Source organism: Lysobacter sp. Root494 (genome assembly GCF_001427225.1).
In the GTDB taxonomy this organism is placed as follows: Bacteria; Pseudomonadota; Gammaproteobacteria; order Xanthomonadales; family Xanthomonadaceae; genus Agrilutibacter.
On record NZ_LMFH01000005.1, the window covers coordinates 64,320 to 90,045 of the forward strand.

The following is a 25,726-nucleotide window of genomic DNA, read 5'->3' on the forward strand; positions in this document are numbered from 1 at the left end:
AACTCAGTCGGTGTCGGTGTCGGTGCGAGGCGCTTCGGAGCTCGCGTCCGCTTCGTCCTCGGGCGGCGCAACGAGCTGTGCGGTGGCGAGGTCGGCGAGGCCGTGCAACCGCGCGCTGCGGCCCCAGGCCATCGACGCCACCACGAGCTGCGTGCAGGCGAAGGCCAGCAGCCAGCCCGTCCATCCGCTGGCATCGACGAAGGCGCGCAGGCGCAGGAAGGCGATGGCCAATCCGACGCCGACCAGGCTCGTTCCGAGATACACGGTGAGGGTGGCGCCAGGCCGTTTCCACAACAATGCGATTCCGCGCTTCCATGCCTGGGTCACCGAATTCAACGCGAGATCCGCCCCGAGCCAGCCGCGCCCGGCTTCGACGGTCATGTGCACGAACAACACGAGCGCGATTGGCAACAGCCAGCCCATGCGCGATGGCGCGAGGTCTTCCGGCGATGGAGCGAAACGCGTAACGAGCCACTCGATGCCGACCATCGCGGCGATGCCGATCGCGGCCGCAACCGCCAGCAGCACGGCCGATAACACCAGCATCCGCAACATGCGCGAATACTCGCCCAGGCCCGCGCGAACGACGCCACCCACGCGTAACCGGTACACGGTGCGGATCTGCGCGACGATCATTCCGCTGAGCCACGGCGACAGCAAGACCGCCACGAGCAGCGCGAAGACGGCGCAGGCGCCGAGCAGGACGGCTTCGCCCTGCATGCCCTCGAGTGCGCTGGCGATGAACGTCGCATCCGTATCGGCGGCGATAGCAGCGGCCATCGGCGAATGTCCGAACTCGAGGTACAGCCAGAGCGCCGCGGGAAGCGCGGCGATCGCCGCGGGCAACCACAGCATGATCACCCACGCGAGCAGGAGTTGCGGATGGAATCCGCGCTGCAGTCCCGCAAGCAGTGCGCCCCATCCATTGCGTGCATGCGTGGCATCGGCCGTCGCGCGCTTCGCCGCCGGCTTCGCGGCCGCCGGAATTTCGGGGGGAGCATGCGTGGCGGTCTGCGCGTTCACACCAGCACCAGCCAGGAGGCGGCGAGTTGCACCATGGCCGCGAGTTCGCTGGTCCAGCGCCGCACGGGACGCGTGTCCGCGGCGAGCGTGCGGCCATCGTCGAACTTGTTGCGATCGAGCACGACGTGCCGCTGCGGATCCAGTTGGACCGATATCGCGCGCACCGGCGTGGTCCATTCGAAGTGCGCAAGCGTGCGCGTGTCGTTCCATTGCGCGCTGCGCCTGCTGCCATCGGCGAAGGTGACGGTCAGCAGTTGCGGCACGGCGACGCCTTCGCGCTGCGTGACAACGACCGTTCGATACTCCAGCTTGCGCGCGTCTGCCTGCTCAGTCTCGGTCAGCTCGATCCGCGTACCGTTGCGCAGGACGTATCCGGGCCGGGGCAGGATCCTGTCGCTGCTGAAGCCGATGATGCGGTCGTCCACCGCGATACCCGAATCCATGATCGCGAACGCGCGCTCGAATTCGTCGGGATAGCCGCTGCCTTCGGCGAGCAGCCAGCGCGTCTGGCTGGTATCGGGATAGCCCGCCCGTACGCCGCGCCTCCAGCTGCGAAAGGCATTGTCCATGGCAGGTGTGCCGATGCGCATTTCCACGTCATGCAGCGCTTTGGCGACGTGGTCCGTGCGAAGGTTTTCGGAATCCATGCGCGTGGCGTTTCTGGTTCGCTGCGCCGTGAATGCCAGTCGCCACGGTTCGAAGAACCGGCGCAGCCATCCGGATTTCGTCGGAACAGCCGTCGCCTGTCCTCGATAACGCTGGTAGCGATCGGCCCAATAGCGCCACGCGCCTTCGCGAAGCGTTTCATCGGTGCCCTCGGAAAAATACGCGCTGCCGATGGCGGCGAGTGCAGGCGCATCGAGGGGGGAAGTACCGGCAGCGGAAGGCTGTCCGCTGGCCGTGAACAAGTCGGGGAATGACTGTCCGGCCAGCTGGGCTGCATTACGCGGCGCGATGACGGCGGTCAGCGAGAGCGTGGGATAGCTGCCCAGCGATGTCGAGTAATAGGTGAGCGCATCCATCATCGTGCCGAGCACGCGCACGGCCGCGGCGGCATTACCTAGGCGATACAGCACGCGCAGCGTCAGCGGCTGGCCGTTGGGCGGGGTGTACTCGTATTCGAGCGGCTGCACGAACTGCGAGTCGGCGGCCCAGGCGAACGTCTTCGCGTCCTGCTGCACGAAATGGTGGTCGCGATGGTCCGGCTGCAACGCGACACCAAGCGGTTCGCCGCTCGCAGCCACCCTGTAATTGGGCGGAACCTTGATGTGCACGTCGAAGTCGGCCGGTTCGCGATCGGCGTAATCGCCATTGAAGGCGTACGTGTTCCATTGCAGCCAGGCGGCGGCCTGTTCCCCCGGCAACTGCAGCGTGGCGATCTGCGGGAACCATCCCGAAACGAGGTGGAAGCTGCCGGCGCGGCCCGTGCTCGCCCACGAACCGGGAAGCCGGGCGGCGAAGTCCATCTCCAGTTCCGCAACTTCCCCGGGCGCAACCGGTTGCGGCAGGTCGACGCGCACCACGGTGTGATCATCCGCTGGACTTCCCTCCGGCTGCACGTAGATCCACGGCGCGTCCAGACCGCCTTGCCGCACGCGCTTGAGTTCGCTGTAGCCCCATTCGCCCCGCGGCACGTCCGGCTCACGGCCACGCGCACGCTGCAACGACATATAACGCGTGCCGTAGCTTTCGAACGCGTTGAGGTCCATGTGCAGGTACAGCGCGCACACCGGCACGCTGCTGCGGTTGCGCCAGCTCACGCGCTGGCTGCCGCGAATGGCGTGGGTCTCCGGGTCGAGCATCGCGTCGATCTGGTAGCGGGTCGTGCGTTGCGGCATCTTCAGCGGCAACGGTGCGCGCGTGCGCATGTTGTCCGCAGCCGCACTGGTGTCGCCCGCGAGTGGAATGACCGGACAGGAGAGTGTTTCGTATGCCGCGGCTGCGCCGGCGGGCGCGACGCAGAGGCAGACCAGCACAAATGCGATCAGCCGCCACATCGCCGTCGTCCTATTCGCTCCATTCCTCATCGGATTCGAATTCGACGATCACGTCGAGTTCGAATGCCAATGCTTCCACGGCCTGGCGCACCTTGCGCGCGGTGGCGTCGTTGGGCGCTTCGATCTCCAGCTCGTGCACACCGGGGCCCTGGTCGTCGGGCAGGCCGGCGGAACTGGAATCGTCATCGTCCAGGTGGTCCATCAGGTCGGCGACTTCCTCGACGTGCTCGATACCTTCGATGCTCTGCAGCAGGTTGCTGATCGCACGCGCATCGTCGTCGCTGCCGGTGATTCGCAAACGCAGTTGGGGCATGGGACGCCGCCTCTGTCCTGGTCTCGCTGGGGCCGCCTCAGGCTAGGCGGCAGTACGTGACGGGCGGGTGGACTTTGCTGAATCCCGCGGACGGTGGCATGCGGAAGCGGCGAATGCAGAAGGCCGCCCTTCGGCGGCCTTCCGTCAGCTGCATTCGCGAGCGGCGATCACTTCTTGGGCGTGCGCACCGGCAGCGGCACGTTGCACAGGTCGATGTGGCCGGCGGGGCGCTTGTACCACTCGTCGCGACGGTTGCGGCGCGCTTCGACCAGCTGGGTAAACGCAGGCGTATCGGTGCGCAGCAGCTCGAGCGGCACGCGATCGTTCTCGGGTACTTCCGACGCAAGACGGATGGCCTTGATCTGCGTGCGTTGCTCGGGCTTCTCGTAGAAGCCGAGCGGACCGGTGCCGCGTGGCAGCACCGAAAGCAGTTCGATGCCCTGCACGACGCGGCCCACGACGGTGATATTGCGGTCGAGCTGGCGCGGCGACTGGCCGGTGACCACGTAGAGCTCGGTGCCGTTGCTCGAATCGGGCGCAACGTCGCGGCCTGCGCCGATCGCGCCGTAACAATGCGCGAGCCAGGCCTTGCCGCTCTGCGGATCGCGCGCGGCGGGAAAGCCGTCGGCGAATCCGGCCTGCGGCGCCCAGCCGTCCTTGTCCGGCAGGCGATCGAACTTCACGCCCTTGCTCGCGCGTTCGAACTCGGCGGGCAGCTTGGCGCTGGCGCTGCCGAGCGGCTTCTTCTGTTTGTCGTCTTCCGCGGCATCGCCCCATTGCACGACGAAATTGTCCTGCGAGCGATTGATGCTGAGGCCATTCCAATAGCCTTCCTTCGCCAGCGTGCGGATGTTCTGGACATGCGCCGGGGCAAAGCCGGGTGCGAGTTCCATCACCACGCGGCCGGAGGCGAGGTCGAGGTAAAGCGTGTTGGCCGGGTCGAGCGCACGCCAGTCGCCAGGTTGCGTGGCATCGAGGATTTCCTGCATCGACTTCGGCTTGGCGGCGGTTGTTTCCGCTGCGGGCTTCGCTGCGGACGCCTTCTGCGTGGAAGCCTTCGCGACCGGCTTCTTTGCGGCGGGCTTGGCGGCATAGGCAGTAAGGGTCAGGCCGAGCAGAACAGGAAACAGGACGGCGTGCTTGAAACGCATGGAAACTCCTTGGTTCGCGGGCGGCATCCGCCATCGATTCGCAGCGGTAATCGGAGCCGCGCGGCATTCAATCGTGCGGCTCCGCAGGACCGGGCGAGGATACGACAAACCGGCAGGCTTCCACCCCGAGCCTCGGCTGCGAGGCAGTGCACCGAGGCATGCGACAGCGTTGCGCTGCGCGTACTTGTCTTCAATGCGTGCCGCGGTGTGCGGCGCCGCCAAGAGCTGCGTCGTCAACACGCATGCGAGGAAAATTGATCCCGCAACGTGGCCACGACCATGCGCGGCCACGCTGCCTGGCTTCAGCTCGAAGACTTGCGCGCCGTCTTGCGTCCCGCCGTCTTTCGCGTGCTCTTGCGAGCCGACTTCTTCGCGGGCGACTTGCGTGCGGTCGATTTACGGCCAGTCGATTTGCGCGCGCTCTTCTTTGTCGCGGATTTGCGGGCGGTCTTTTTTGCCGGTGATTTCCGCGTGCTCTTGCGCGCGGTTTTCTTCGCGGGTGATTTGCGGGTCGCCTTCTTTGCGGTTTTCTTCGCAGGTGATTTCCGCGTCGATTTCTTGGTCGCTTTTTTCGCAGGCGACTTGCGCGTCGACTTCTTGGTGGCCTTCTTCGCGGTCTTCTTGCGGCCGCGCGCACCACCGGTCTCCTTGTTGACGGTGGCCCAGCCGATGCGTTCTGCGTCTTCCTCGGAGCCGCCGCGTTCGCGGACGCTCTCCTCGATGTGTTCGGCCTGGCGCTTCTGCTTGCCGGAATAGGCGGACTTGTCTCCACGGGGCATGGGAGTTCTCCACGCCGCGAACCGGGCGGCGCAGGGCTCGTTTAGCAGGGTCCGGGTCGACGCGGCGCGAGCGCGGGCATGACTTCGACCTGTAATGACTAATGGCAGGCCCGGTATAGCGGACTTAGCAATAGCATTGTCTTCAAGCTACCGGATACCCCGATGACCCAGTCCTCCACCAGCCTGCCCGACACCCAGCTGCGCAAGTTCCAGAAGGAGCTCAGCGCCGGCACGGTGTCCCTGGCGCTGCTGGCGGTGCTGGGCTCGGCCGGCGAACCGATGTACGGCTACCAGATCGCCAAGCGCCTGGAGCAGGAAGGCGAGGGCGTGCTCAGTGGCAAGCAGAGCGCCCTGTATCCGGTACTGCGCAACCTGGAGTCCGGCGGGCTGCTCGAAAGCTTCGTCGAGCCTTCTGTTTCGGGGCCGCCGCGCCGCTATTACCGCATCACCGAAGCAGGGCACGACGCGTTGCACGAGTGGTCCGCCGCATGGCGCGCCACCCGCGACTCGGTCGATGCCGTGCTCGAAAACATTCCGTCGGACACTAGGGGAGCTACGCCATGACCTGGAATCTCAATGCATTGCGGCGCTCGCAGCGCGATCGGCTGATCGGCGGCATCTGCGGCGGCCTGGGCCAATGCACCCCGCTAGCCTCGTGGGTATGGCGCGCGTTGCTGCTGCTTTCGCTGTTGGTGAGCGGCGGCGGACTGGTCGTCTACCTCGTGCTGTGGATCGCCGTACGTGAAGAAGAAGACGAGGCCGGCGCGGATGCGCAAGGCGATCGCTTCACCCCCGCACTGTGAATTCCACGCAACTTCTTCAGCCTGGATCCGAACCATGAACGCTTCCGTCCTGCCCACCACCATCCCCGACTACCTCGAGCAGTTGCAGCGTTCGCTGGCCGGCGCCGACCCTGCGCTGGTGCAGGACGCGCTCTACGACGCCGAGGAGTACCTGCGTTCGGAACTCACGGAGAACCCGGGGAAATCCGAAGCCGAAGTCATTGCCGCCGTTGCCGGCAGCTATGGCGCACCGGACGAAGTCGCGGACATCTATCGCGACACCGAAGTGAAGGTGCAAAGCGCGCTGCGCACGCCGAGCACGCGTCCGGTCGTGTCGCAGCGTTCGCCGTTCGCGCGCTTCTTCGGCGTGATCGCGGAACCGCGCACGTACGCATCGCTGTTCTATATGTTGCTCGCGCTGGCGACCGGCATCTTCTACTTCACCTGGGTGGTGACCGGCGTTTCGCTGTCGGGCGGTCTCGCCGTGCTGATCATCGGCATTCCGTTCGTGATCCTGTACTTCGGTTCGGTGCGCGTGCTGTCGCTGGTCGAAGGCCGCATCGTCGAGACCATGCTCGGCGAGCGCATGCCACGGCGGCCGCTGTATTCCACGCGTGGCCAGCCGCTGCTGGAACGGATAAAGGAACTGTTCACCGATCCGCGCACGTGGGCGACGCAGCTGTACTTCCTGCTGATGCTGCCGCTGGGCATCGCCTACTTCACCGTCGCGGTGACCGGACTGGCGACGTCACTGGCATTGATCGCGGCGCCGATCGTGGTGCTGTTCGGCGATTTCGGCGGCACGCTGTGGATCGACGAGATCAACGTCATGGACGTGCATGGCCTGTGGGCATTGCCGCTGTGTTTCATCGCCGGCGTAGTGCTGCTGTTCCTCACCCTGCACCTGGCGCGCGGCGTCGGTTACCTGCACGGACAACTCGCAAAGCACATGCTGGTGAAGACGTCGCAGTACGACTGACCGGCGCCGCATCGCAGAAAGCAGAAGGCCCGGCAATGCCAGGCCTTGTGTTGTGGCCAGTTGGGTTGCACTCAGAAGTCGAACAGCTCGCCAAGCAGGCTCTTCTTCTTTTTGTGCCGGTAGTAATCGTCGCCCTTGTGGCGGACATCGTCATCCCGGTAGCGATGCTCGTCCTTGTGCCGGTAGTGCTCGCCGGCCGGTGTGGACGCGGCACGCGGTGGTTCGGACGGCGTAGGCGGCGCGGCAACGGCCGATGTGCGTTCGATGATCTTGTCCAGCTCGCCGCGATCGAGCCACACGCCGCGGCACTGTGGACAGTAGTCGATCTCGATGCCCTGGCGGTCGGTCATGACCAGGGTGACGTCGCAGGCGGGACACTTCATGGGGCGGCTCCAGTATGGATACCGCAATGAGGTCGGGGCAGGCGGGCGCACGTTCAAGCCGCGCGCCGCCAGCGTTCAGCACGGCGCCACGATCACGCGGCCGAATGCTCCGCGATGAAATCGCGCACCTGCGGATACACCTGCGTGCGCCAGCGGCGACCGCTGAAGATGCCGTAGTGGCCAGCGCCATCGACGGTGAGGTGCTGCTGATCGCGCTTGGGAACGCCCGTGCATAGCGTATGTGCGGCGCGCGTCTGGCCCTGTCCGGAAATATCGTCGAGCTCGCCTTCGATCGTCATGATCGCGGTGCCCTTGATTGCGCCCGGGTCGACTCGTTCCCCGTGCACCACCCATTCGCCCTTCGGCAGCAGGTGGCGCTGGAACACGACGTCGACGGTTTCCAGGTAGTACTCCGCCGGCATGTCGAGCACGGCGTTGTATTCGTCGTAGAAGCGGCGGTGCGAATCGGCGTCCTCGAGGTCCCCCTTCACGAGGTCCTGATAGAAATCCCAGTGCGACTGGAAGTGGCGTTCGGGATTCATCGCCATGAAACCGCCGTGCTGCAGGAAGCCGGGATACACGCGGCGATCGTGGCCGGGATAGTTCGGCGGCACCGCATGCACGAGATTCGCCTCGAACCACCACAGCGGCTTGGTCGTGGCGAGGTCGTTGACCTTGGTCGGGTTCTCGCGCGTGTCGATCGGACCGCCGAACATCACCAGCGAGCGCGGCGTCTTTTCGCCGCGCGCTGCCATCAGCGACACCGCCGCAAGTACCGGCACCGTCGGCTGGCACACGCTGATCACGTGCAGGTTGTCGGCGCCGATCGTGCGGATGAATTCCTCGACATAGGCGACGTAGTCGTCGAGGTGGAACGCGCCGTCTTCCAGCGGAACCATGCGCGCGTCGACCCAATCGGTGACGTACACCTTGTGGTCGCGCAGCAGGGTCTTCACCGTATCGCGCAGCAGGGTGGCGTGGTGGCCGGACAGCGGCGCGACGACGAGCACGGACGGATCGTCCTTGAAGTCGGCGATGTTGCCGGCGTCGTCGGCGAAACGCTTGAAGCGCAGCAGGCGGCAGAACGGCTTCTTCAATACTTCCTGTTCGACGACCGGATAGCTCTTGCCATCCTTCTCGATCGAGTGGATGCCGAATTCGGGTTTCTCGTAATCCTTGCCGATGCGATACATCAGCTCGTAACCGGCCGACACGCGCGAGGCTCCGGGCAACGTGGACAGCCAGCTGCCCTGCGTGCCGAACATCCGCGCGTTGGCTTCAGCCCAGTAATTCCACGGCTGCATCCAGGCGCGGCCGAGTTCGTGCAGGTGATAAAGCAGCATTCGCAAAGGGCCCCTGACCCCGGAAACGGCGCACCGGATAGTGCGTATGACGCGCCGCAGCATAGCCGATGGCGGGTGGGGGATTGTGAAGCACGTCACGATCGCCGCGTAGGAGCGGCCCACGACCGCGACCTGGTTCAGCGTATGACGAATGTCGCGACCGTGGGCCGCTCCTACGCGGTTTCGAGGGCCGTGGCATGGCTGCGCAGAGTGGGCGAGAGCCACAGGTGCGAGCCGACCTGCGCGAAGCCGGCGCCTTCGAAACGCTGGCGATAGAACTTCGCCGGGCGGTTGCGGAAATCATGCTCATCGCCTTCCGCGCCGTCTTCGCGCGCGAAGGTTTCGAGAAACGCGACGCCGCCGCACAGCTCGGCCAGGCCGGGCAGTCCGCGGTCGAGTTCGCGCGTGTCGAGGTAATGCATCACGTCGCTGCACACCAGCAGGTCCACGGGCGGGCAGGGGCGCAGCATCGCGAAGTCGCCGAAGCTCGCGTGATGCAGGTTGCGTCGCGCGCCGAAACGGCGGACGGCATATTCGCTGCTGTCGAAGCCGAGGTACTTCGCCTTTGGCCGCAGCTTGAGCAGTGGTGCGCGCCACACGCCCTCGCCGCAACCGACGTCGAGCACGGTGCGCAGCGGGCGTTCGAGAAAGTATTCGGCCGTGGTCACGGCCATCGCGACCTTGCGCGCGAGCCGTGCGTTGTCACCGATGCCGCGCTTGCGGTACCAGGTGTCGAAGTAGTGCCTGTCGTAGCGTTTGGTCATGGAGGATGCGGCTCCGGTGCGTGCGGGATTGTTGCACGTGGGTCGGATCGTGCAGGACGGATCGAATCTTCATGCCATCCTATGGCCACCCCGCCGGAGCCCGCCATGCAAGCCTATTTCTGGATCAAGACCGCCCACGTCGTGTTCGTCATGGCCTGGATGGGCGGCGTGTTCTACCTGCCGCGCATCCTCGTCAACATCGCCGAAGCCGGTGCCGAGGAAGCCGTACGCGCGCGACTGGTCCTGATGGGACGGAGGCTGTATCGCTTCGGCCACGTCATGTTCGGAATGGCATTCCTGTTCGGCTTGACCCTGTGGCAGGGCTACCGGTTGTTCGGCGACGCGTTGCCGCAGGGGTTCGCCGTGGGCGGCTGGCTGCATGCGAAGCTGGCACTGGTCGCCGTCATGCTTGCGTACTTCATCGTGTCCGGACGCTGGCTGAAAGGCGTCGAACACGGGCGCGCGCTGCCTTCGTCGCGCACCTTGCGCTGGTTCAATGAATTGCCGGTGCTGTTGCTGGTCGCGATCGTGTACCTGGTGCTGGCCAAGCCGTTCTGAAGCCAAACCGGCCTGGGGATGCGCGAAGTCGCTGTACACGTTCGAGCGTGAGAAGCGGGGTCGTCATCCAGGCGAACGCCTGGATGACCAGACAGATGACTCAATTGGTTGCTTGCGCCTTGAATGCCTCGGGCTTCGGCAACGTCACCGGTACACCATTCGCGTCGCAATCACCCGCCGCGCACAGCTTCGCGCGCAACGCGGGCATCGCCTGCAGCATGAAGTGGAAGATCGTGTTCTGCTCGACGCTGCCGCGCACCGCTTCGCTGCCGGGTCCGCGCGCCCAGATGCCGACGTCGTCGCCGCCGTGGCTCTCGTTGCCCATGGGCGCGATCGCTTCCTGCAGGTAATCCGGATCTTCGGTGTCGACGTGGGTGAGGTCGGGGCGGCCGTTCTTTGCTGCCTGTGCGCCGCTGAGCTGATGCAGGAAACGCTTGGGGCCTTCGGGCTGCTGCGCGCTCGCACCGACGTAACCGGGACCATTGCTGTAGTTGAGCGTCGTATATGGGAGACCCAGCGCGTCGGTGGCGAAATCCGCGCCGCCGTCTTCGCCGCTGCTGCCGCGCACCTTGCCGAGGACGTCGTTGCCGCGCACGGGATAGCCGACGAAGCTGAGCGTGTGCGAATGGTCAGCGGTGACCAGGATCAGCGTGTCGTCCGCTGAAGTCATTTCATCGGCGACGCGCACGGCATCGCTCAGTGCAATGGTGTCGGTGAGCGCACGGTAGGCATTGCCGTAGTGGTGGGCGTGGTCGATACGGCCACCCTCGACGAGCAGTACGAAGCCGTTGTCGTTGCGTTGCAGGCGCGTAATCGCGGCACGGGTCATTTCCGCAAGCGATGGCTCGCCTGCCGGATCCTGCCTGCGGTCATGCTCGAAGGCCATGTGGTCATAGTTGAACAGCGCCAGCAGCGGCTTGTCGGCCGGCGCCTGTTGCAGTTGCGCGGCGTTCCAGACGTAGGCGCCGTCGGGATGGCGCTGCTTCCATTCGGCGACGAGGTCGCGCCCGTCGAGGCGCTGGCCTACCTTGTCGTCTTCTTCCGGATCGCGCTGCTGCGCGGTCATGAAATTTTCGCGGCCACCGCCCATCAGCACATCCGGGCCGTGGCCGAAGGGCGACTCGACCAGCTGGCGCGCGATGTCGACGCAACCTGCCTTTGCATCTTGGGCAGTGATGTCCGTGTCGTTCTCCCAACTGCGATGGGCGGAGTGGGTGAGTGCCGCGGCAGGCGTGGCATGGGTGACGCGCGTGGTGGTGACCACGCCGCTGGCGAGTCCGCTGCTGGCGGCGAGCTCCCACAAGGTGAGCATCGGCGTTTTCAGTGCTGCGCTGCAGTCGCCCAGCTTCGCCTCCTGCCCGATGCTGATGACACCGGCACGCGTCTTCACACCGGTCGCCATCGCCGACATCGTGCCGGCCGAATCCGGTGTCTGCGAGTCGGTGTTGTAGGTCTTGCTCAGCGCGGTAGCGGGAAAGGTTTCCCATGCCAGGTGGTTTTCCTCGCCCGTGCCGCCCTTGCGCTGGCCTTCGAGGATGCGGGCCGCGGCCACGGTGGTCAGGCTCATGCCGTCGCCGACAAAGAGGATCACGTTCTTGGCGCGTGCTCCCATCGCGCCCCGATGGGCGGCCTGCGCCGCGCCGTCGCGGAACCACCAGGAAGGCGTTTCTTCGGCAGGGCGCTTGATCACCGGAACGGCCACGGCAATCGGGCGCGCGCTGGCGGTACCCGATGGGCCAGAAATCGGCGCGGTGCTGGCGCAGGCGCCGAGCAAGGTGGAAGCCAGGGCGATGCTGATGACGTCCAATGAATGCATGTAGTCCTGCCGTAGCGGGCGTGAAGCGGGCGGCCGATTATGCCAAGCGACCGCAACCGGAAGATGTGTCCGCGTAGCGTTGTGCGGCGCCCGGGTTTGCCGAATCCCGGCTTCCACATGACGTGTTGGAACAACGGTTTGCACGCGTGGACTCGCTGCGCTGGGCCTGCTCGGCTATGGTGCGGTTTCGGCGCACGGCGCCTGCCGTGGCGGCCTGTCCCGCATTCTGGAGCGTCCTGATGATGAAGCTGGTGTCGCGCTGGTTGCGCATTCCGTTCTGGCAACGGGTGGTGCTCGGCTTCGTGCTTGGCGCACTCGCGGGCTGGCTGTTCGGCAAGGACGCGGAAACCTGGTTCGGTCCTCTCGGCGACCTCTACGTCAACCTGATCAAGATGATCGCGGTGCCGCTGGTGTTCTTCGCGGTGATCAACGCGGTCAGCTCACTGCATGGGCAGAAGTCGATCGCCGCGCTCGGCGGACGCACGTTCCTGTGGTTTGCGATCACCGCGGTGCTGGCGGTGGGCGTGGGCCTGCTCACCGGCTGGATCGTGAAGCCGGGCGCCGGCGTCAACATCGCCACGCTGCAGGTTGCGTCCGATTACGTGCCGAAAACGCCGCCGGGCGTGTTCGACGTGCTGTTCAACATCGTGCCTTCGAACCCGTTCACGGCGCTGGCCGGGGCCGCGACTTCGAAAACCGCCGACGGCATGAGCGTGCTGGTGCCGCGCAACGGCACGGTGCTGCAGGTGATCTTCTTCGCGGGGCTGGTGGGTTTCGCCTTCGTGAAGCTGGGTGACAAGACTGCGAACCTGCGCAAACTCTGCGGCGAAGCGAGCGAGACCATGATCCAGGTCACCCGCTTCGTGCTCGAATTCACGCCGCTCGGCACGTTCGGCCTGATCGCCTCGCTGGTCGGCGGTTACGGCTTCGAACAGTTGCGGCCGCTCGGCAGCTTCGTCATCGCGCTGTATGCCGCATGCGCATTCCACATCGTCGTGGTCTACAGCGGACTGCTGCTCGCGCACGGACTGAATCCGGTGAAGTTCTTCCGCGGCGCGGCGCCGGGCATGCAGGTGGGCTTCGTCGCGTCGTCTAGCTTCGCGGCGATGCCGGTGTCGTTGCGGAGCGTGGTGCATAACCACGGTGTGGACCGGGACTACGCCGCGTTCGCGGTGCCGCTGGGCGCGACGATCAAGATGGACGGCTGTGGCGCGATCTATCCGGCGCTCGCGGCGGTGTTCATCGCGCAGTACGCAGGCATCGATCTCACGCTCGACAAGTACCTCATCATCGCGCTGGCCTCGGTGCTCGGCAGCTTCGGCACCGCGGGCGTGCCGGGCACGGCGGTCATCATGGCGACGGTCGTGCTGAGCGCCGCCGGGTTGCCGCTGGAAGCGATTGGCTATCTCTACGCGATCGATCGCGTCCTCGACATGATGCGCACGATGACGAACGTCACCGGGCAGATGCTGGTGCCGGTGCTGGTCGCGAAGGAGACCGGTTTGCTCGACCGCGAGGTCTACGAAGCCGCTTCCAGCAACGTGGGGATCGCTGAAGGCGAGGCGGCCGAGATTACCCAAAACCACGCGTGAGGCACTGGACTCAACGGCTGTGGCTCCATTCGCAATGGTGAAGCCGGCGTGGAGGTTCAACTGTGGAAGAGATGGGCCTCACGCACCGTTTCGTTTTCGAGCAGCAGAATGAGTGCGGTCGGTACTCAATGGCGTCCTGAGGTGGGGAGGCGGAAATGTCTCAGAACCAGGCGAAGATCGAAGAACAGATCAAACTGGTGGAACGGTTTCCCGGCGCCGACGACTACTGCCGGTTGCGCAGCGAAGCGGGCATGTCGCCGAAGACGCTCGAGGCCGCCCGCAAGGGTTTGCCCAACACGCTGTACGGCGTCAGCCTGCAGCGTGATGGCGAAGTGATCGGGATGGGCCGGATCATCGGTGATGGCGGCTGTTTCTACACCGTTGTCGACATCGCGGTGGCGCCGGAATACCAGGGACGCGGCCTCGGCAAGCGCATCATGACCGCACTCGACGCGTGGCTGCGCAAGAACGCCGAACCGTCGGCCTACGTCACCCTGGTCGCCGATGGCGAGGCGCGCCATCTGTATGCGAAGTATGGCTTCGTCGAGACCGCGCCGGCCTCGGTCAACATGGAATACATCGTCGCGTCGCAACAACCCCAACAACAGCAGCCCGAATAGCGGCGCGGGATTTCACGCGCGCGAGAACTTCCACGACAGCATGCGTCCGTCGCGATACGGCATCACGCCGTGGAAGGGGCGCGGGTCGTCGTCGAACACGAGCGGCAGGAACTGGCGGTCGCCTTCCCACATCGGCAGTTCGTGCAGGCGATCGCGATGCACCCATTCCAGGGTGCCTTCCGCGTTGCGCTCGAACGGCGCGCCGCTGAAGCGCGTGATGACGAAGACGAAGCCGAGCCAGTCCTCGCCCTGCTTGCCGAAACCAGGCCAGCTGATCGTGCCGCGCAGCGACAGCTCGATGCAGTCGATGCCGGCTTCTTCGTGGATTTCGCGGCGCATACCCGCGAGCACGTCCTCGTCGGGTTCGATCTTGCCGCCAAGTCCGTTGTACTTGCCGAGCTGGTGATCGTCGGGACGCGCATTGCGATGGACCATCAGCACGTCGTTGCCGTCGGGCGAGAGCACATAGCCGAGCGTAGCGACGATGGGCATGTACGGCATCAGCGTTGCCCCTTCCGCTGCGCGGCGAGTTGCGCGTCGAATTTCGCTTCGGCCGCGTCGGCGTATGCGCGGCAGGTGATCGGCGACGGATGCGGCACGGCGGTATTCGCCGGCGACCATCCGCTCGCATCCGGATGCGGCGTGATCAACAGGTCGCAGGGCAGTGCGCGTACGGCGGCGAAGCCGCGGCGGTAGTCGTCGACGATGTGCGGATAGCGCGGGTTGTCGACGAGTCGATAGTCGGGCGCGGACAGGCTGTCGGCATAGGCAATGTCGAGCGGCTTGCCGTTGCGAGTGTCGCGCCAGGTCCAGCTGAGGCTGCCCGGCGTGTGCGCGGGCGTGTAATGCGCGACGAAGCGGATGCCGCCGAGTTCCACGGTTTCGCCATCCATCACGAACCGATCCGTCTGCACAGGCGGATACAGGATGCCGTCGCCGAAGTGGATGTCGTCGCTGCCGCCGCGTCCGAGCAGGATCGCGGATTCGGCATTGCTGACCACGTGCGCGCCGGTCGCGCGCTTGATGGCCGCGATCGGGCCGGCGTGGTCGCCATGCGCGTGGCTGTGCAGGATCAGCTTGAGCTCGTGCGGCTGCACGCCGAGCTCACGCATGCGCTGCAGCAGCATGCCGGCTGCCTGCGGCAATCCGCCGTCGATGAGTACCGCGCCTCCAGGCGTGCGGACCAGCAGTGCGGTCAGGCCTTCCGTGCCGATGTACCAGGTGTGCTCGCCTATCTGGAATGGTGCGATCGGCTGTCGCCAGGCGTCCTGGGTCAGGTACGCGCTGGACTGGGGCAGCACGGGTTCCAGTGCGCGGACGGATGGAACGGAAGCGAGCAGGCAGACGGCAAATGCGAGGCGTTTCATCGGCACGGATGGGAGGACGGGCGCAACAGTTTCGGTGATCGCGCACATACGGGCCAGTGCGCGACCTCGTTATGCGCTTGCGCTGTCAGCGCGTTGCGCGTGGTGATGCGGCGCGGGCTGCAAGCCACGCCAGTGGCAAAGGCAGCGCGATGCCGGCGACCGTCATCCACAGCGGATGGGGAATCATCGCGTTGTTGGCGATCACCCCGGCGAGCACCAGCACGCCGATGACCAGCGCCGCTGCCAGGCGATGCCGTGCGATGCGCGCAGCCACCCAGCCGCCGGCAAATGCAGCCAATGCCCAGCCGGCAATCACCAAGAGCATTGCCGACACCGGCGCCGCCGCGATGTGCGCAGCCAACGCCTGCGGATCGCGCAGGTCGAGCCCGGCGGGTGGCCGATGCAGGAACAGGCTCGCGAATTCGCAGATCGTCATCGCCAGCCAGGCGACGACCAGACCGGCCACGATTCCCAGGATCGTTCGTCCCATTGCGCTTCTCCCCGATGTGGGCCGCAGGATCGCCCACGCCATCGGACGCCGCAAGCGTGCACACTTGGCGTCGCTTCCATGCACGGATCGAGGACATGAGCGGCCAGCAACGCGAACTCACCCTGCGCTTCCTCGCGCAACCCACCGACGTGAACTACGGCGGCAAGGTTCACGGCGGCATGGTGATGAAGTGGATCGACCAGGCGGGCTATGCAGCAGCGGTCGGATGGAGCGGGCGCTACAGCGTGACGGTCGCGGTCGGCGGAATCCGCTTCGTCGCACCGATCCGCATCAGCGATCTGGTCACCGTCTCGACCAAGCTGGTGCACACCGGCACCAGCAGCATGCACTTCGCCGTCGACGTCATGGCGGCCGATCCGATCAGCGACGACGCGCCACGACTGTGCACGCACTGCGTGATCGTGTTCGTCGCGCTGGACGGCGTGGAAGGCAAGCCGGTAGCCGTGCCGCCGCTGCAGCTCACCAGCGACGAGGACAAGCGCCTCGCCGAGTACGCGATGAAGGTGATGGAGCTGAGCAAGGGGATTGAACAGACGGTGGAGCGCTATCGCGTCGCGGGCAACTGACCGCAGGTTCCATTCGGCAAAACAAAAAGGCCGCCAGAGGGCGGCCTTTCATGGATTCGGATATGGCTCAGGTGCCGTCGGCGCTCACGCGACGGGCCTGCAGGAAGCGTCCGCTCCAGTAACCCTGGTCCAGGCTGGATACGGTCACGTCCTTGCCGCGGCTCGGCGCATGGACGAAGCGGCCATCGCCGACATAGATGCCGACATGGTTCACCCGGCCCTTGCGGCCGAAGAACACGAGATCTCCAGCGGCGAGCTTGGCGCGGTCGGTCACCAGCTCACCGCTCCTGGCCATGTCACGCGACACGCGCGGGAGTTCGATGCCGAGGGCATTGCGGAAGACGTAGCCGACCAGGCCGCTGCAATCGAAACCCTTGTCCGGATCCGCGCCGCCCCAGCGATACGGCGTGCCGAGCAGGGCGAGCGCCTTCTGCAGGACCGTCTTGACCTTGCTGTCCTCGGCAACTGGCGTACCGATGGCTTCGGCCGGCAGGTCGAGGGCGAGCGCAGGAGACAGGAAGCGGTTGACGCCGGCCGCGAGGCCGAGCGCGCGATCCGACAGCGTGGGTGATGTCCTGGTCGAAGCCAGAGCTTGTGGGGTCTTGTCCGTCCTGGCGGGTGCCGGGATGTCGGCTGCGGCAGCCTTCGCCCTGGTCGGAAACGGCGCCGCATCGTCGATCGGAGCGGCAAACACGGTCGCGGCCGGCGTGAACAGCGCCGCGGCCAAAAGGATATGGGTCAAGGCCCGTGTCGGGCGGGCGAGGGTGGTGGCAGCAGGGCGGCCGTACTTTCGGGTCGTCACGCGGTCATCACGAAGCAAAAAACGATGCGCGATGATGCCTGCCGGGCTGGGACCGGTTGTTCACAAAAAGTTATGTATTCGTTAAGCGGGGTCGACCGACTTGGCAAAAACAGGCATCCGTCAGTTCAGGACCCGTTTTGCGCCGCTGTAATGGTCGCGCCAGTACGGTCCGTCCAGATGGTCGAGCCGCACGGTGCCACCGGTGCTGGGCGCGTGGACGAAGCGCCCTTCACCGACGTAGATCCCCACGTGACTGACGCTGCCGCCCGAACCGAAGAACACCAGGTCGGCCGCTGCGAGCCGCTCCGGCTTGATCCGCGCTCCCTGCCACGCGGCGAGATCGCGGGAAGTCCGGGGCAGGCGCACGTCCAGCATGTCCCGGTAGACATAGTTGACCAGGCCGCTGCAGTCGAAGCCGGTATCGGGCGTGTTGCCGCCGTAGCGGTAGGGCGTGCCGACGAGGCTGATCGCCCGCATCAGCACCGCGTTGGCGCGCACCGGATCGGCCGGTGCGACTACCGGCCAGGCTCGTTGCGCCGGCGCCGGCCGGCGCACCACCTTGTCGCCACCGCAGCCCGACAGCAGTGCAGCCGCCAGCAACAGAAGGAATGCTCCGTGCGCTGGAATGGCGCGGAGGTTGCCGGGATAATGCGCGGCTCCCTCGGCGGGGCTCGGGATTGGCGTCTTCACGCACCCAAGCTTGGCCGTTCCCGCCGCTGCCGGCAAGGCGCCGGCACGTCTCCTGGCTGCAACCGCGGCCCATCACCGAGTCCCGTAATGAAGATCGAGAAAGACCGCGTCGTCAGCTTCCACTACACCGTCAGCGAGCAGGGGCAGGAGCCGCTGGAAAGCTCCGAAGGCCGCGATCCGCTCGTGATCCTCGTCGGGCACGGCAACATCATCCCGGGCCTGGAAAGCGCGATGGAAGGCCACGAAGCCGGCGACAAGTTCGAAGTCGACGTCGCTGCCGCCGATGCCTACGGCGAAAAGCGCGAAGGACTGAGCCAGCGCGTTCCGAAGAAGCACTTCGGCAACCAGCGCCTCGAGCCGGGCATGCAGGTCATCCTGCAGACCAACTTCGGCCCGCGTGCCGTGACGATCGAGAAGGTCGGCATGAGCGTGGTCGACGTCGATCTCAACCACCCGATGGCCGGCAAGGACCTGCACTTCGCCATCGAGATCGCCGATGTGCGCGAAGCCTCGGCCGAGGAACTCGAGCACGGCCACGTGCACGGCGAAGGTGGTCATCAGCACTGATCGCCGTACGCGATCGTGATGCAGAACGACCCGCCATGAGCGGGTCGTTTCGTTTTGGCTTCTGATGAAGTCGTAGCGGTGCGCTGTGGGCACGTTCACGACGCCCATCGAGTCGCCCTGCAAGGACGGCCCGCTTTGGCGGGCCGTCCGGTGTCGAGCTGCTGCGCCGATCAGTTCTGGAACGGGTTGTTCTCGGCGAAGTATTCGTGGTTGTCGGCGTTATCCAATGCAGCGGCCGGATCCGAGATCGCCAGGCTCTTCGCACCCGACTGCCCGTAGACGTGGTCGTCGGTACCGGCCACGGCGTTGAAGTGGCTCATTTCGTGGATCAACGTGCCGGCCTTCGAATCCGTGCCGGTCAGCGGCGCGCTCCAGAACGCGCGGCAGACGAAGATCTCGTACGGACGGGTCGGGTAGACGTAGGCGTAATAGCTCTGGTTGCAGCCGCAGTTGATCTTGACCTGGCCGGCACTCTGGTCCATCGCCGAATCGATGGCCACGAAGTGCTGGCTGGCCGTGCCCCAGCGTGCGCTCGTGTAGGCGCCGAACCACGTGGTGTAGCGCGGCCCGACGGTGTTGCCGGCGAGATACCCCTTGCCGTTTTCCGAATACTTGCGCGCTTCGACCACCGCCTGGCCGGCACCATTGATCTGCGTGGTCGAGCAGCCGACGTAGGACACGCCGTTGACGACCGTGCCACCGCCGGACGGCGGCTTGCGCATGGTCTGATTGTCACCGCCCTTGGCATCTATCTGGTCGCTCCCATCCACCCACAGCCGCAGCGGCACCGACTGGATCACCATCGGCAGGCCGTTGGCATGCTTCAGCATCTCGCCGTTGGACAGCGAGGCGTGCTGCAGCGGCGAGGACAGGGTGACGATATATTCGCCGGTCTTCGCCATGTCGTAGGCACCCGACAGGTCGACGGTGGTGCGCAGGGTTTCACCGGCGCGCAGCAGCGCGAAGTCGCCGGCGCCCGGCAGCGGGCGCTTCACCATCGGGCCTTCGTACTGCACTGGCTCGCCGTTGCGGCTGACCTGGAAGAGCTTGGCTTCCATGAAATCCGAGGGCAGCTCCCACCTCGGCACGCGCACGGTGTGGTTGCTGGTGTTGGTGATCGTCACCTCGACTGCGCCGAGGAAGCCGCCGCTGGAGGCCTGGGCGGCAACCATGCTGACGCGCAGTGGGTTCGACTTGGCCGCCGGCTGGGCGGAAACGGCGGCGACGGCACCGGCGAGAAGGGCGGAACAGGACACGACGGAAAGAACTTTCATGCGCGGATTTCCTGGGAGTTGGCGGGGCTGTAGCGGTGGCACGTTGAAATCAGAGCGGACGCCGCACAGGCGGCGCGATGTGTATTCCGGGCCGGGCAGGCCTCGCAGGCGACGGACGCGAATACGACCGCGCCCGGAACGGATACGAGCGGGTCAGGAAGTTGCGGGTGCTCGCGTAATCGCGACGCCGATGCGGCGACCGGGAGGGAACTGCCACGCCATGACGGCGGATCTGCAGCTTCATTGAAGAACCTGTGGTGGATGGGGCGGCGAGCGGATTGCGCACCTACACTTCGACACCGGCGACGGCGAACGAGTGTTTCGGAGCCAATCCGGCTGCGGCCCATGCAGCACGGGTTAGATTGCGGCGGGTGTTATCGGCGCCTTTGACGATGGTGTCATGCTGCACCGCGATAAAGCGATTCGGACGAAACTTTTTGTGCAGATCGCCGACGTTTTCCTCATCAAACTATCTTGCAATGCAACAGAAACCTGAAGACATCGTGGTGGTTGGCGCAGGCGTTATCGGCCTGGCCTCGGCGCTGGCGCTGCTCGAAGCCGGGCGCGGCGTGCGCGTGATCGATGCCGGCCGCATCGGCGGCGGCGCTTCGCATGGCAACTGCGGAACGATCACGCCGAGCCACGCCCCTCCCTTGGCCGCGCCGGGCATGGTCGGCGTCGCGCTGCGGTGGATGTTCACACCCGACGCGCCGCTGTACATCAAACCCCGCATCGACCTGCACCTGTGGCGCTGGCTGCTCGGCTTTGCCGTGCGTTGCAACGAGCGCGACTGGCGCCGCGCCGCGCAGGGCAAGGCGGCGCTGCTCAACGATTCGCGCGCCCGACTCGGACGATGGGTTCGCGACTACGGCATGGAATGCGAATTCGCGGAAGCCGGCGTCGACTACGTATTCCGCGACACCCGCGCATTCGCGGCGGAAGAACACGAAATCGAATTGCTGCAGGAACTGGGCGTGCCCGTCGAAGCCATCGATGGCGCGCGCTATGAATCGATGGAACCGGCGCTCAAGCGCGGTGTCGCCGGCGTCATGCGCTTCGATGGCGATGCGGTGCTGCGCCCCGATCGTTACGTCGCCGAACTGGCGCGGCTGGTCCGCGAACGCGGTGGCGAGATCGTCGAGCAATGCGCGTTCGAAGGCGTGGATGCGCACCGTGGTGGTGTGTCGCTGCATACCTCGCAGGACACGATCGAAGCGCGTGAAGTCGTGTTCGCGCTGGGTGCGTGGTCGCCGAAGCTCGCGGCTGCGATCGGATTTCCCGCGCTGCGGAATGCGATGCAGCCGGGCAAGGGTTACTCGATCACGTATTCGGCGCCTTCGCTGGTGCCGCGCCGGCCGATCGTGTTGCGCGAGCGTTCGGTGTGCGTCACCGCCTGGGGCAGCGGATACCGGCTCGGCAGCACGATGGAGTTTTCCGGTTACGACGAGGCATTGAACGAACCTCGCCTTGCCGCACTCGAGCGCGGCGCGGCCGAGTACCTGCATCAACCCGTCGGTTCCGAAGTACGCGAGAAGTGGTACGGCTGGCGCCCGATGTCCATCGACGATGTTCCGCTGATCGGACGCGTGCCGGGTCGTGATGAACTGTGGATCGCGACGGGCCACGGGATGATGGGAGTGAGCATGAGCGCGGCCACGGGACAGCTCATCGCCGACCTGGTCAGCGGCAGTACGCCCGAGGTCGATCCGGCGCCGTATTCGCCCGCGCGGTTCGCGTGACCGGAGCGATGCCATGAACGATGTCTTCGAGCTCCACCGTGGTACCGCCCCAATCCTGGTAAGCCTGCCGCACAACGGCAGCGTCATTCCTGAGGAACTGCAGTCGCGCATGGTCGAACGCGCGCGTTGCGCGCCCGACACCGACTGGCACGTAGCGCGGCTTTACGCCTTCGCGCGCGAACTCGGCGCTTCGATGCTGGTGCCGCGCTATTCGCGCTACGTGATCGACCTGAACCGTCCGCCGGACGACACCTCGCTCTATCCCGGCCAGAACACGACCGGACTGTGCCCGGCCGTGCAGTTCACTGGCGCACCGGTCTATCTCGAAGGGCAGGCACCTTCCGCGGACGAGATCGCCGCGCGCACCGGGACTTATTGGCGGCCGTATCACGAAGCACTGCAGGATGAGCTCGTGCGCCTCCATGCCACGCATGGCCGCGCGCTGCTATGGGAAGGGCACTCGATCAGGGGCAGTGGCCTCGAATTCCTGTTTCCCGGTCGCCTGCCCGATCTCAATCTCGGTACGGCCGGTGGCGCGACCTGCTCGCCGGAGCGGCAGGCGCGAGTCGAAGCTGCGCTCGCGAAGCAATCGCGCTACGACTTCGTCGTCAACGGGCGTTTCAAGGGCGGCTACATCACCAGGCACTACGCGGATCCCAAGCGCGGCGTCGATGCGATCCAGCTCGAAATCAGCCAGCGCATCTACATGGACGAGGACACGTTCGAATACGATCCGACCAAGGCAGCCGATGCGCAGGCGGTGATCCGTTCCCTGCTGGAGGCCGCGTCATGACGTACATACGTGCCAACGGGCGCAGGAAGCCCGGCAATTACCTGCGCGCGCTGTTGATACTGGCGATCTGCCTGGGCGTCGCGTACTGGGCGCTGATCACGCTGTTTCCGGTCGAACTGCACGAGACCGGACAGTGGCTGCACGCAAAGATCGGCGCGTTGCTGAAGTAAACATTGCCGCCGATTCGTAGAGCGGAGCTTGCTCCGCTGCTTGGCAGCGCCGAGCCTTGCTCGGTCCGCTTTGTCTTTTTTCTTATCGTTGCGTGCGAAGAACAAAGATTCGGCGCCACATCGCGCCTCTATCGATCGGCGCGCGAGTATCTCCGTAATTCAGCTCGCGATGAGCCCGCGTATCTACCGGTGACCTGGATCAGGAACGTTGGAAGTCCTTCCACGTCGCGCAGCTGAGTCATAGCGCCTATCTGTTGAATGCAAATCGGGGTTTTCCGACTCGACATCGCGGCAGATTCCGATGGTTCCGCTCCTGGGGCAAGGCGATGCTGCCTGCACACCATCCAGGAAGGAAATCATGCGCCGATCGCTCTCCATCATTGCCGCTACGCTTGGTCTCGCAATGGTCTGCGGAAGCCAGGTTGCGCACGCTGGTTCCACCGGGCAGTACGTCGAAGCCGGTGCCACACTTCGTACCAATGCCGAGGTCGAAGCCTGGTACGGCATCACCGCGCAGCTGCGACGCCAGTTCGATGAAATCTGTGGCGATACCTTTTGCGAAGGTGATTACAGCAATCTGCAGCCGCTGCGTTTCCAGTGCTCGGTAGAGGCGCGCAGCCGGCGTATTGGTGCCTGCGTGTGGTCGTTCGCGGGCAGTCAGGAGTCGATCGATGCGGCCACTGGCGGCATCACGGTCCAACCAGGCTTCTGGCAATGCCGAATTCCGCTCGTGCCTCAGACCAGCGTAGAGCGTTTGCTCGCCGCGCTGGTCAACCCGCAGCCGCTGTATGCCAAGTTACCTGGCACTGATCAGACCGTGCTTGATGGACTGATTGAGTGTTTGTGACGCTGTGAGCGATCGACGCAGACGCGGCCAGCTGCTTCCCGATCGCTTTGTGCCACGCAACGCAGATAAGGGCGACTCTGGTCACGGGTGCCGGCCGCTCGGCCTTCAATGCTGCGAATTCGCGGTGGCGACGTTTGCTCCGTCGCCACCGCGAAGACCATGGTCCGTCAGACTTCCAGTGTCGCCAGGTCGCCCTTGGTCTCCAGCCACGTCTTGCGATCGCCCGAACGCTTCTTAGCCAGCAGCATGTCCATCAATGCATGGGTCTCGATGTTGTCGTCGACAGTGAGCTGCACGAGACGGCGCGTGTCTGGGTGGATGGTCGACTCGCGCAGCTGCGACGGGTTCATCTCACCCAGACCCTTGAAGCGGGTGGTGTTGACCTGTCCGGTGAAACCCTTCTTGCGATCGTTCTTCTCGCGCTCGATCTTCTCCAGCAGGATGCGCTTCTCTTCCTCGTCGAGCGCATAGAACACCTGCTTGCCCACATCGACACGGAACAACGGCGGCATCGCGACGAATACGTGGCCGGCATCCACCAGGGCGGGGAAGTGCTTCACGAACAATGCACTCAGCAGCGTCGCGATATGCAGTCCATCGGAATCCGCATCGGCCAGGATGATCACCTTGCCGTAGCGCAGGCCGGAGATGTCGTCCTTGCCGGGATCGCAACCGATCGCGACGGCAAGATCGTGCACTTCCTGCGACGCGAGCACGCTGCCTGAAGCGACTTCCCAGGTGTTGAGGATCTTGCCACGCAGCGGAAGGATCGCCTGGAAGTCCTTGTCGCGCGCCTGCTTGGCGCTGCCGCCGGCCGAATCGCCTTCGACGAGGAACAGTTCCGTGCGCGAGAGATCCTGCGAACTGCAGTCGGCGAGCTTGCCGGGCAGGGCGGGGCCCTGGGTGATCTTCTTGCGGACGATCTGCTTCTCGGTCTTCAGGCGCGCGGCGGCGCGCTCGATCGCGAGCTGCGCGATCTTCTCGCCCAGGTCGGTGTGCTGGTTGAGCCACAGGGAGAACGCATCATGCGCGGCGCTTTCGACGAAGCCCGCGGCCTGGCGCGAGGAAAGTCGTTCCTTCGTCTGCCCGCTGAACTGCGGATCGGTCATCTTGATGCTGAGCACGAAGGCGACGCGATCCCAGACGTCTTCGGGCGCCAGCTTCACGCCGCGCGGCAGCAGGTTGCGGAAATCGCAGAACTCGCGCAGCGCATCGGTGAAGCCGGTGCGCAGGCCGTTGACGTGGGTGCCGTGCTGCGCGGTGGGAATCAGGTTGACGTAACTTTCCTGCACCAGCTCGCCTTCCGGCAGCCACGCGACGGCCCAGTCGACGACTTCGGTGTCCTTCTTCAGCGAGCCGACGAAGAGGTCCGGTGGTAGTGCTTCCAGGCCGGCGAGTTCGCCTTTCAGGTAGTCGCGCAGGCCGTCCTCGTACATCCACTCGTGCTTCTCGCCGGTGGCTTCGTCGAACAATTTCACCGTGAGGCCGGGGCAGAGCACGGCTTTCGCACGCAGCAGGTGCTTGATCGACCGCAGGTTGAACTTGGGCGTGTCGAAATATTTCGGGTCGGGCCAGAAGCGCAGGCGCGTGCCGGTGTTCTTCTTGCCGACGGTGCCGACGATCTCGAGCTTCGAGACCCGATCGCCATCCTTGAAGCTCATCTTGTATTCGTTGCCGTCGCGCTTGATGTACACGTCGACATGCTTCGACAACGCATTCACCACGCTCACGCCGACGCCGTGCAGGCCACCGGAGAACGTGTAGTTCTTGTTGCTGAACTTGCCGCCCGCGTGGAGCCGCGTGAGGATCAGTTCGACGCCGGGGATTTTTTCTTCCGGGTGGATGTCGACCGGCATGCCGCGACCATCGTCGGCGACTTCGCAACTGCCGTCGTCGTGGAGGATGACTTCGATCGAACGCGCGTGGCCGGCAAGCGCCTCGTCGACCGCGTTGTCGATCACTTCCTGCGCAAGATGGTTCGGCCGCGTCGTGTCGGTGTACATGCCCGGACGGCGTTTGACCGGGTCGAGACCGGAAAGGACTTCGATATCTTCAGCGTTGTAGCGGGAGCTCATGCGGCGGAATTCACGTGATACAGACGGTGGTTGTGGCGGGCGTGGCGGAGGAACGTTTGCAATTAGAGCCTGCATAGAGAGCAGGCACGTCGCATTCCAGCAAACGCTGCCGCAAAGAGTGACGGAGTGCGCAGGATAGCGTGAACGCGAGCCATCCCGGAGATGCACGTGGGTAGAACTCCCCATGCGCGAATTCAGGAACGAGTGGGAAGCGGCTGTCTAGCT

At 65.3% G+C, this 25,726-nt stretch carries 28 protein-coding genes; 13 read left to right on the forward strand and 15 right to left on the reverse strand.

The window, feature by feature from the left end; genetic code table 11:
• Positions 1–3 precede the first annotated feature (3 nt).
• From ASD14_RS03565 to ASD14_RS03580, 4 genes are all read right to left on the reverse strand, one after another.
• Complete coding sequence (locus ASD14_RS03565; RefSeq protein WP_056129150.1) at positions 4–1,023, reverse strand: hypothetical protein; 1,020 nt, start codon at positions 1,021–1,023, stop codon at positions 4–6.
• Positions 1,020–3,020, reverse strand: coding sequence for a hypothetical protein (locus ASD14_RS03570; protein WP_056129153.1), 2,001 nt, complete (start codon positions 3,018–3,020; stop codon positions 1,020–1,022). The genes ASD14_RS03565 and ASD14_RS03570 overlap by 4 nt, the downstream gene beginning before the upstream one ends.
• Positions 3,021–3,030: 10 nt before the next feature.
• On the reverse strand, positions 3,031–3,333 hold the full coding sequence (locus ASD14_RS03575) for a hypothetical protein (RefSeq protein WP_056129156.1): 303 nt from the start codon (positions 3,331–3,333) through the stop codon (positions 3,031–3,033).
• 167 nt (positions 3,334–3,500) lie between these two features.
• On the reverse strand, positions 3,501–4,322 hold the full coding sequence (locus ASD14_RS03580; RefSeq protein WP_056132019.1) for a peptidylprolyl isomerase: 822 nt from the start codon (positions 4,320–4,322) through the stop codon (positions 3,501–3,503).
• Between the two features lie 429 nt (positions 4,323–4,751).
• On the opposite strand from ASD14_RS03580, the gene ASD14_RS16630 reads away from it, so the two are divergent.
• The 4 genes from ASD14_RS16630 (at position 4,752) to ASD14_RS03600 (ending at position 7,024) form a co-directional block, all read left to right on the forward strand.
• Entirely contained in the window at positions 4,752–5,240 is a 489-nt protein-coding gene (locus tag ASD14_RS16630; protein WP_157475043.1) for a hypothetical protein, read from the forward strand.
• Positions 5,241–5,425: 185 nt separating this feature from the next.
• Positions 5,426–5,827 (forward strand): PadR family transcriptional regulator, encoded by a 402-nt coding sequence (locus tag ASD14_RS03590; RefSeq protein ID WP_056129161.1) that lies wholly within the window; start codon positions 5,426–5,428, stop codon positions 5,825–5,827.
• Positions 5,824–6,066, forward strand: coding sequence for a PspC domain-containing protein (locus ASD14_RS03595; protein ID WP_082538723.1), 243 nt, complete (start codon positions 5,824–5,826; stop codon positions 6,064–6,066). The genes ASD14_RS03590 and ASD14_RS03595 overlap by 4 nt, the downstream gene beginning before the upstream one ends.
• Before the next feature lie 34 nt (positions 6,067–6,100).
• Positions 6,101–7,024 carry a sensor domain-containing protein gene (locus ASD14_RS03600; RefSeq protein WP_056129165.1) on the forward strand — a complete coding sequence of 308 codons (924 nt, stop codon included), beginning with the start codon at positions 6,101–6,103 and terminating at the stop codon, positions 7,022–7,024.
• A 71-nt stretch (positions 7,025–7,095) separates the two neighbouring features.
• Here the strand turns inward: ASD14_RS03600 and ASD14_RS03605 are convergent, their stop codons facing one another.
• The 3 genes from ASD14_RS03605 to ASD14_RS03615 all read right to left on the reverse strand — a co-directional run bounded on the left by ASD14_RS03605 (position 7,096) and on the right by ASD14_RS03615 (position 9,514).
• Positions 7,096–7,407, reverse strand: coding sequence for a zf-TFIIB domain-containing protein (locus tag ASD14_RS03605; RefSeq protein WP_056129168.1), 312 nt, complete (start codon positions 7,405–7,407; stop codon positions 7,096–7,098).
• 92 nt (positions 7,408–7,499) lie between these two features.
• On the reverse strand, positions 7,500–8,747 hold the full coding sequence (phaZ, locus tag ASD14_RS03610; RefSeq protein ID WP_056132022.1) for a polyhydroxyalkanoate depolymerase: 1,248 nt from the start codon (positions 8,745–8,747) through the stop codon (positions 7,500–7,502).
• A 176-nt stretch (positions 8,748–8,923) separates the two neighbouring features.
• Positions 8,924–9,514, reverse strand: coding sequence for a class I SAM-dependent methyltransferase (locus ASD14_RS03615; RefSeq protein ID WP_056129171.1), 591 nt, complete (start codon positions 9,512–9,514; stop codon positions 8,924–8,926).
• Positions 9,515–9,619: 105 nt separating this feature from the next.
• On the opposite strand from ASD14_RS03615, the gene ASD14_RS03620 reads away from it, so the two are divergent.
• Complete coding sequence (locus tag ASD14_RS03620) at positions 9,620–10,072, forward strand: CopD family protein (RefSeq protein WP_056132025.1); 453 nt, start codon at positions 9,620–9,622, stop codon at positions 10,070–10,072.
• A gap of 100 nt (positions 10,073–10,172) precedes the next feature.
• On the opposite strand, the gene ASD14_RS03625 is transcribed toward ASD14_RS03620, so the two are convergent.
• Positions 10,173–11,888, reverse strand: a complete 1,716-nt coding sequence (locus ASD14_RS03625; RefSeq protein WP_056129172.1) for an alkaline phosphatase — start codon at positions 11,886–11,888, stop codon at positions 10,173–10,175.
• Positions 11,889–12,130: 242 nt separating this feature from the next.
• Between ASD14_RS03625 and ASD14_RS03630 the strand changes: the two genes are divergently transcribed.
• Positions 12,131–13,480, forward strand: coding sequence for a dicarboxylate/amino acid:cation symporter (locus ASD14_RS03630; RefSeq protein WP_056132029.1), 1,350 nt, complete (start codon positions 12,131–12,133; stop codon positions 13,478–13,480).
• 251 nt (positions 13,481–13,731) lie between these two features.
• Positions 13,732–14,100, forward strand: a complete 369-nt coding sequence (locus ASD14_RS03635) for a GNAT family N-acetyltransferase (protein WP_200947037.1) — start codon at positions 13,732–13,734, stop codon at positions 14,098–14,100.
• A 12-nt stretch (positions 14,101–14,112) separates the two neighbouring features.
• Here ASD14_RS03635 and ASD14_RS03640 read toward each other — a convergent pair whose 3' ends face one another.
• The 3 genes from ASD14_RS03640 to ASD14_RS03650 form a co-directional block, all read right to left on the reverse strand.
• Positions 14,113–14,601 carry an 8-oxo-dGTP diphosphatase gene (locus ASD14_RS03640; RefSeq protein WP_056129175.1) on the reverse strand — a complete coding sequence of 163 codons (489 nt, stop codon included), beginning with the start codon at positions 14,599–14,601 and terminating at the stop codon, positions 14,113–14,115.
• Entirely contained in the window at positions 14,601–15,467 is an 867-nt protein-coding gene (bla, locus tag ASD14_RS03645; RefSeq protein ID WP_056129176.1) for a subclass B3 metallo-beta-lactamase, read from the reverse strand. The genes ASD14_RS03640 and bla overlap by 1 nt, the downstream gene beginning before the upstream one ends.
• Positions 15,468–15,552: 85 nt before the next feature.
• Positions 15,553–15,957 (reverse strand): hypothetical protein, encoded by a 405-nt coding sequence (locus tag ASD14_RS03650; protein WP_056129179.1) that lies wholly within the window; start codon positions 15,955–15,957, stop codon positions 15,553–15,555.
• A gap of 95 nt (positions 15,958–16,052) precedes the next feature.
• Between ASD14_RS03650 and ASD14_RS03655 the strand changes: the two genes are divergently transcribed.
• The gene (locus ASD14_RS03655; protein WP_056132035.1) at positions 16,053–16,544 is read left to right on the forward strand and encodes an acyl-CoA thioesterase; all 492 of its coding nucleotides are present in this window, start codon (positions 16,053–16,055) and stop codon (positions 16,542–16,544) included.
• A gap of 67 nt (positions 16,545–16,611) precedes the next feature.
• On the opposite strand, the gene ASD14_RS03660 is transcribed toward ASD14_RS03655, so the two are convergent.
• Together ASD14_RS03660 and ASD14_RS03665 are read right to left on the reverse strand one after the other, a co-directional pair.
• Positions 16,612–17,286, reverse strand: a complete 675-nt coding sequence (locus ASD14_RS03660) for a C40 family peptidase (RefSeq protein ID WP_235565305.1) — start codon at positions 17,284–17,286, stop codon at positions 16,612–16,614.
• 180 nt (positions 17,287–17,466) lie between these two features.
• A complete protein-coding gene (locus ASD14_RS03665) occupies positions 17,467–17,949 on the reverse strand; it encodes a C40 family peptidase (RefSeq protein WP_235565350.1) in 483 nt (160 codons plus the stop codon).
• Positions 17,950–18,123: 174 nt separating this feature from the next.
• On the opposite strand from ASD14_RS03665, the gene ASD14_RS03670 reads away from it, so the two are divergent.
• Positions 18,124–18,603 carry a peptidylprolyl isomerase gene (locus ASD14_RS03670; protein ID WP_056129182.1) on the forward strand — a complete coding sequence of 160 codons (480 nt, stop codon included), beginning with the start codon at positions 18,124–18,126 and terminating at the stop codon, positions 18,601–18,603.
• Between the two features lie 170 nt (positions 18,604–18,773).
• Here the strand turns inward: ASD14_RS03670 and ASD14_RS03675 are convergent, their stop codons facing one another.
• Positions 18,774–19,877 carry a M35 family metallo-endopeptidase gene (locus ASD14_RS03675; protein WP_056129184.1) on the reverse strand — a complete coding sequence of 368 codons (1,104 nt, stop codon included), beginning with the start codon at positions 19,875–19,877 and terminating at the stop codon, positions 18,774–18,776.
• 479 nt (positions 19,878–20,356) lie between these two features.
• Here ASD14_RS03675 and ASD14_RS03680 point away from each other — a divergent pair, with 479 nt between their 5' ends.
• The 4 genes from ASD14_RS03680 to ASD14_RS03690 all read left to right on the forward strand — a co-directional run bounded on the left by ASD14_RS03680 (position 20,357) and on the right by ASD14_RS03690 (position 23,426).
• Positions 20,357–21,616 (forward strand): FAD-dependent oxidoreductase, encoded by a 1,260-nt coding sequence (locus ASD14_RS03680; protein ID WP_056129187.1) that lies wholly within the window; start codon positions 20,357–20,359, stop codon positions 21,614–21,616.
• Positions 21,617–21,629: 13 nt separating this feature from the next.
• The gene (gene hutG / locus ASD14_RS03685; RefSeq protein WP_056129188.1) at positions 21,630–22,409 is read left to right on the forward strand and encodes an N-formylglutamate deformylase; all 780 of its coding nucleotides are present in this window, start codon (positions 21,630–21,632) and stop codon (positions 22,407–22,409) included.
• Positions 22,406–22,579, forward strand: coding sequence for a hypothetical protein (locus ASD14_RS15910; RefSeq protein ID WP_157475047.1), 174 nt, complete (start codon positions 22,406–22,408; stop codon positions 22,577–22,579). The genes hutG and ASD14_RS15910 overlap by 4 nt, the downstream gene beginning before the upstream one ends.
• 358 nt (positions 22,580–22,937) lie before the next feature.
• Positions 22,938–23,426 (forward strand): hypothetical protein, encoded by a 489-nt coding sequence (locus ASD14_RS03690; RefSeq protein WP_157475049.1) that lies wholly within the window; start codon positions 22,938–22,940, stop codon positions 23,424–23,426.
• 167 nt (positions 23,427–23,593) lie between these two features.
• On the opposite strand, the gene parE is transcribed toward ASD14_RS03690, so the two are convergent.
• Entirely contained in the window at positions 23,594–25,501 is a 1,908-nt protein-coding gene (gene parE / locus ASD14_RS03695) for a DNA topoisomerase IV subunit B (protein ID WP_056129194.1), read from the reverse strand.
• Positions 25,502–25,726 lie beyond the last annotated feature (225 nt).

What these genes read in the sequence shown, in the direction of transcription:
- parE (WP_056129194.1), bottom strand. Translation starts at nt 25,501, where the DNA reads ATGAGCTCCCGCTACAACGCTGAAGATATCGAAGTCCTTTCCGGTCTC.
- ASD14_RS03670 (WP_056129182.1), top strand. Translation starts at nt 18,124, where the DNA reads ATGAAGATCGAGAAAGACCGCGTCGTCAGCTTCCACTACACCGTCAGC.
- ASD14_RS03625 (WP_056129172.1), bottom strand. Translation starts at nt 11,888, where the DNA reads ATGCATTCATTGGACGTCATCAGCATCGCCCTGGCTTCCACCTTGCTC.
- ASD14_RS03600 (WP_056129165.1), top strand. Translation starts at nt 6,101, where the DNA reads ATGAACGCTTCCGTCCTGCCCACCACCATCCCCGACTACCTCGAGCAG.
- ASD14_RS03650 (WP_056129179.1), bottom strand. Translation starts at nt 15,957, where the DNA reads ATGGGACGAACGATCCTGGGAATCGTGGCCGGTCTGGTCGTCGCCTGG.
- ASD14_RS03680 (WP_056129187.1), top strand. Translation starts at nt 20,357, where the DNA reads ATGCAACAGAAACCTGAAGACATCGTGGTGGTTGGCGCAGGCGTTATC.
- hutG (WP_056129188.1), top strand. Translation starts at nt 21,630, where the DNA reads ATGAACGATGTCTTCGAGCTCCACCGTGGTACCGCCCCAATCCTGGTA.
- ASD14_RS03580 (WP_056132019.1), bottom strand. Translation starts at nt 4,322, where the DNA reads ATGCAGGAAATCCTCGATGCCACGCAACCTGGCGACTGGCGTGCGCTC.
- ASD14_RS03655 (WP_056132035.1), top strand. Translation starts at nt 16,053, where the DNA reads ATGAGCGGCCAGCAACGCGAACTCACCCTGCGCTTCCTCGCGCAACCC.
- ASD14_RS03675 (WP_056129184.1), bottom strand. Translation starts at nt 19,877, where the DNA reads ATGAAAGTTCTTTCCGTCGTGTCCTGTTCCGCCCTTCTCGCCGGTGCC.
- ASD14_RS03605 (WP_056129168.1), bottom strand. Translation starts at nt 7,407, where the DNA reads ATGAAGTGTCCCGCCTGCGACGTCACCCTGGTCATGACCGACCGCCAG.
- ASD14_RS03590 (WP_056129161.1), top strand. Translation starts at nt 5,426, where the DNA reads ATGACCCAGTCCTCCACCAGCCTGCCCGACACCCAGCTGCGCAAGTTC.
- ASD14_RS03690 (WP_157475049.1), top strand. Translation starts at nt 22,938, where the DNA reads ATGCGCCGATCGCTCTCCATCATTGCCGCTACGCTTGGTCTCGCAATG.
- ASD14_RS03640 (WP_056129175.1), bottom strand. Translation starts at nt 14,601, where the DNA reads ATGCCGTACATGCCCATCGTCGCTACGCTCGGCTATGTGCTCTCGCCC.
- ASD14_RS03615 (WP_056129171.1), bottom strand. Translation starts at nt 9,514, where the DNA reads ATGACCAAACGCTACGACAGGCACTACTTCGACACCTGGTACCGCAAG.
- ASD14_RS03620 (WP_056132025.1), top strand. Translation starts at nt 9,620, where the DNA reads ATGCAAGCCTATTTCTGGATCAAGACCGCCCACGTCGTGTTCGTCATG.
- ASD14_RS03570 (WP_056129153.1), bottom strand. Translation starts at nt 3,020, where the DNA reads ATGTGGCGGCTGATCGCATTTGTGCTGGTCTGCCTCTGCGTCGCGCCC.
- ASD14_RS03635 (WP_200947037.1), top strand. Translation starts at nt 13,732, where the DNA reads ATGTCGCCGAAGACGCTCGAGGCCGCCCGCAAGGGTTTGCCCAACACG.
- ASD14_RS03630 (WP_056132029.1), top strand. Translation starts at nt 12,131, where the DNA reads ATGAAGCTGGTGTCGCGCTGGTTGCGCATTCCGTTCTGGCAACGGGTG.
- ASD14_RS15910 (WP_157475047.1), top strand. Translation starts at nt 22,406, where the DNA reads ATGACGTACATACGTGCCAACGGGCGCAGGAAGCCCGGCAATTACCTG.
- ASD14_RS03595 (WP_082538723.1), top strand. Translation starts at nt 5,824, where the DNA reads ATGACCTGGAATCTCAATGCATTGCGGCGCTCGCAGCGCGATCGGCTG.
- ASD14_RS03575 (WP_056129156.1), bottom strand. Translation starts at nt 3,333, where the DNA reads ATGCCCCAACTGCGTTTGCGAATCACCGGCAGCGACGACGATGCGCGT.
- bla (WP_056129176.1), bottom strand. Translation starts at nt 15,467, where the DNA reads ATGAAACGCCTCGCATTTGCCGTCTGCCTGCTCGCTTCCGTTCCATCC.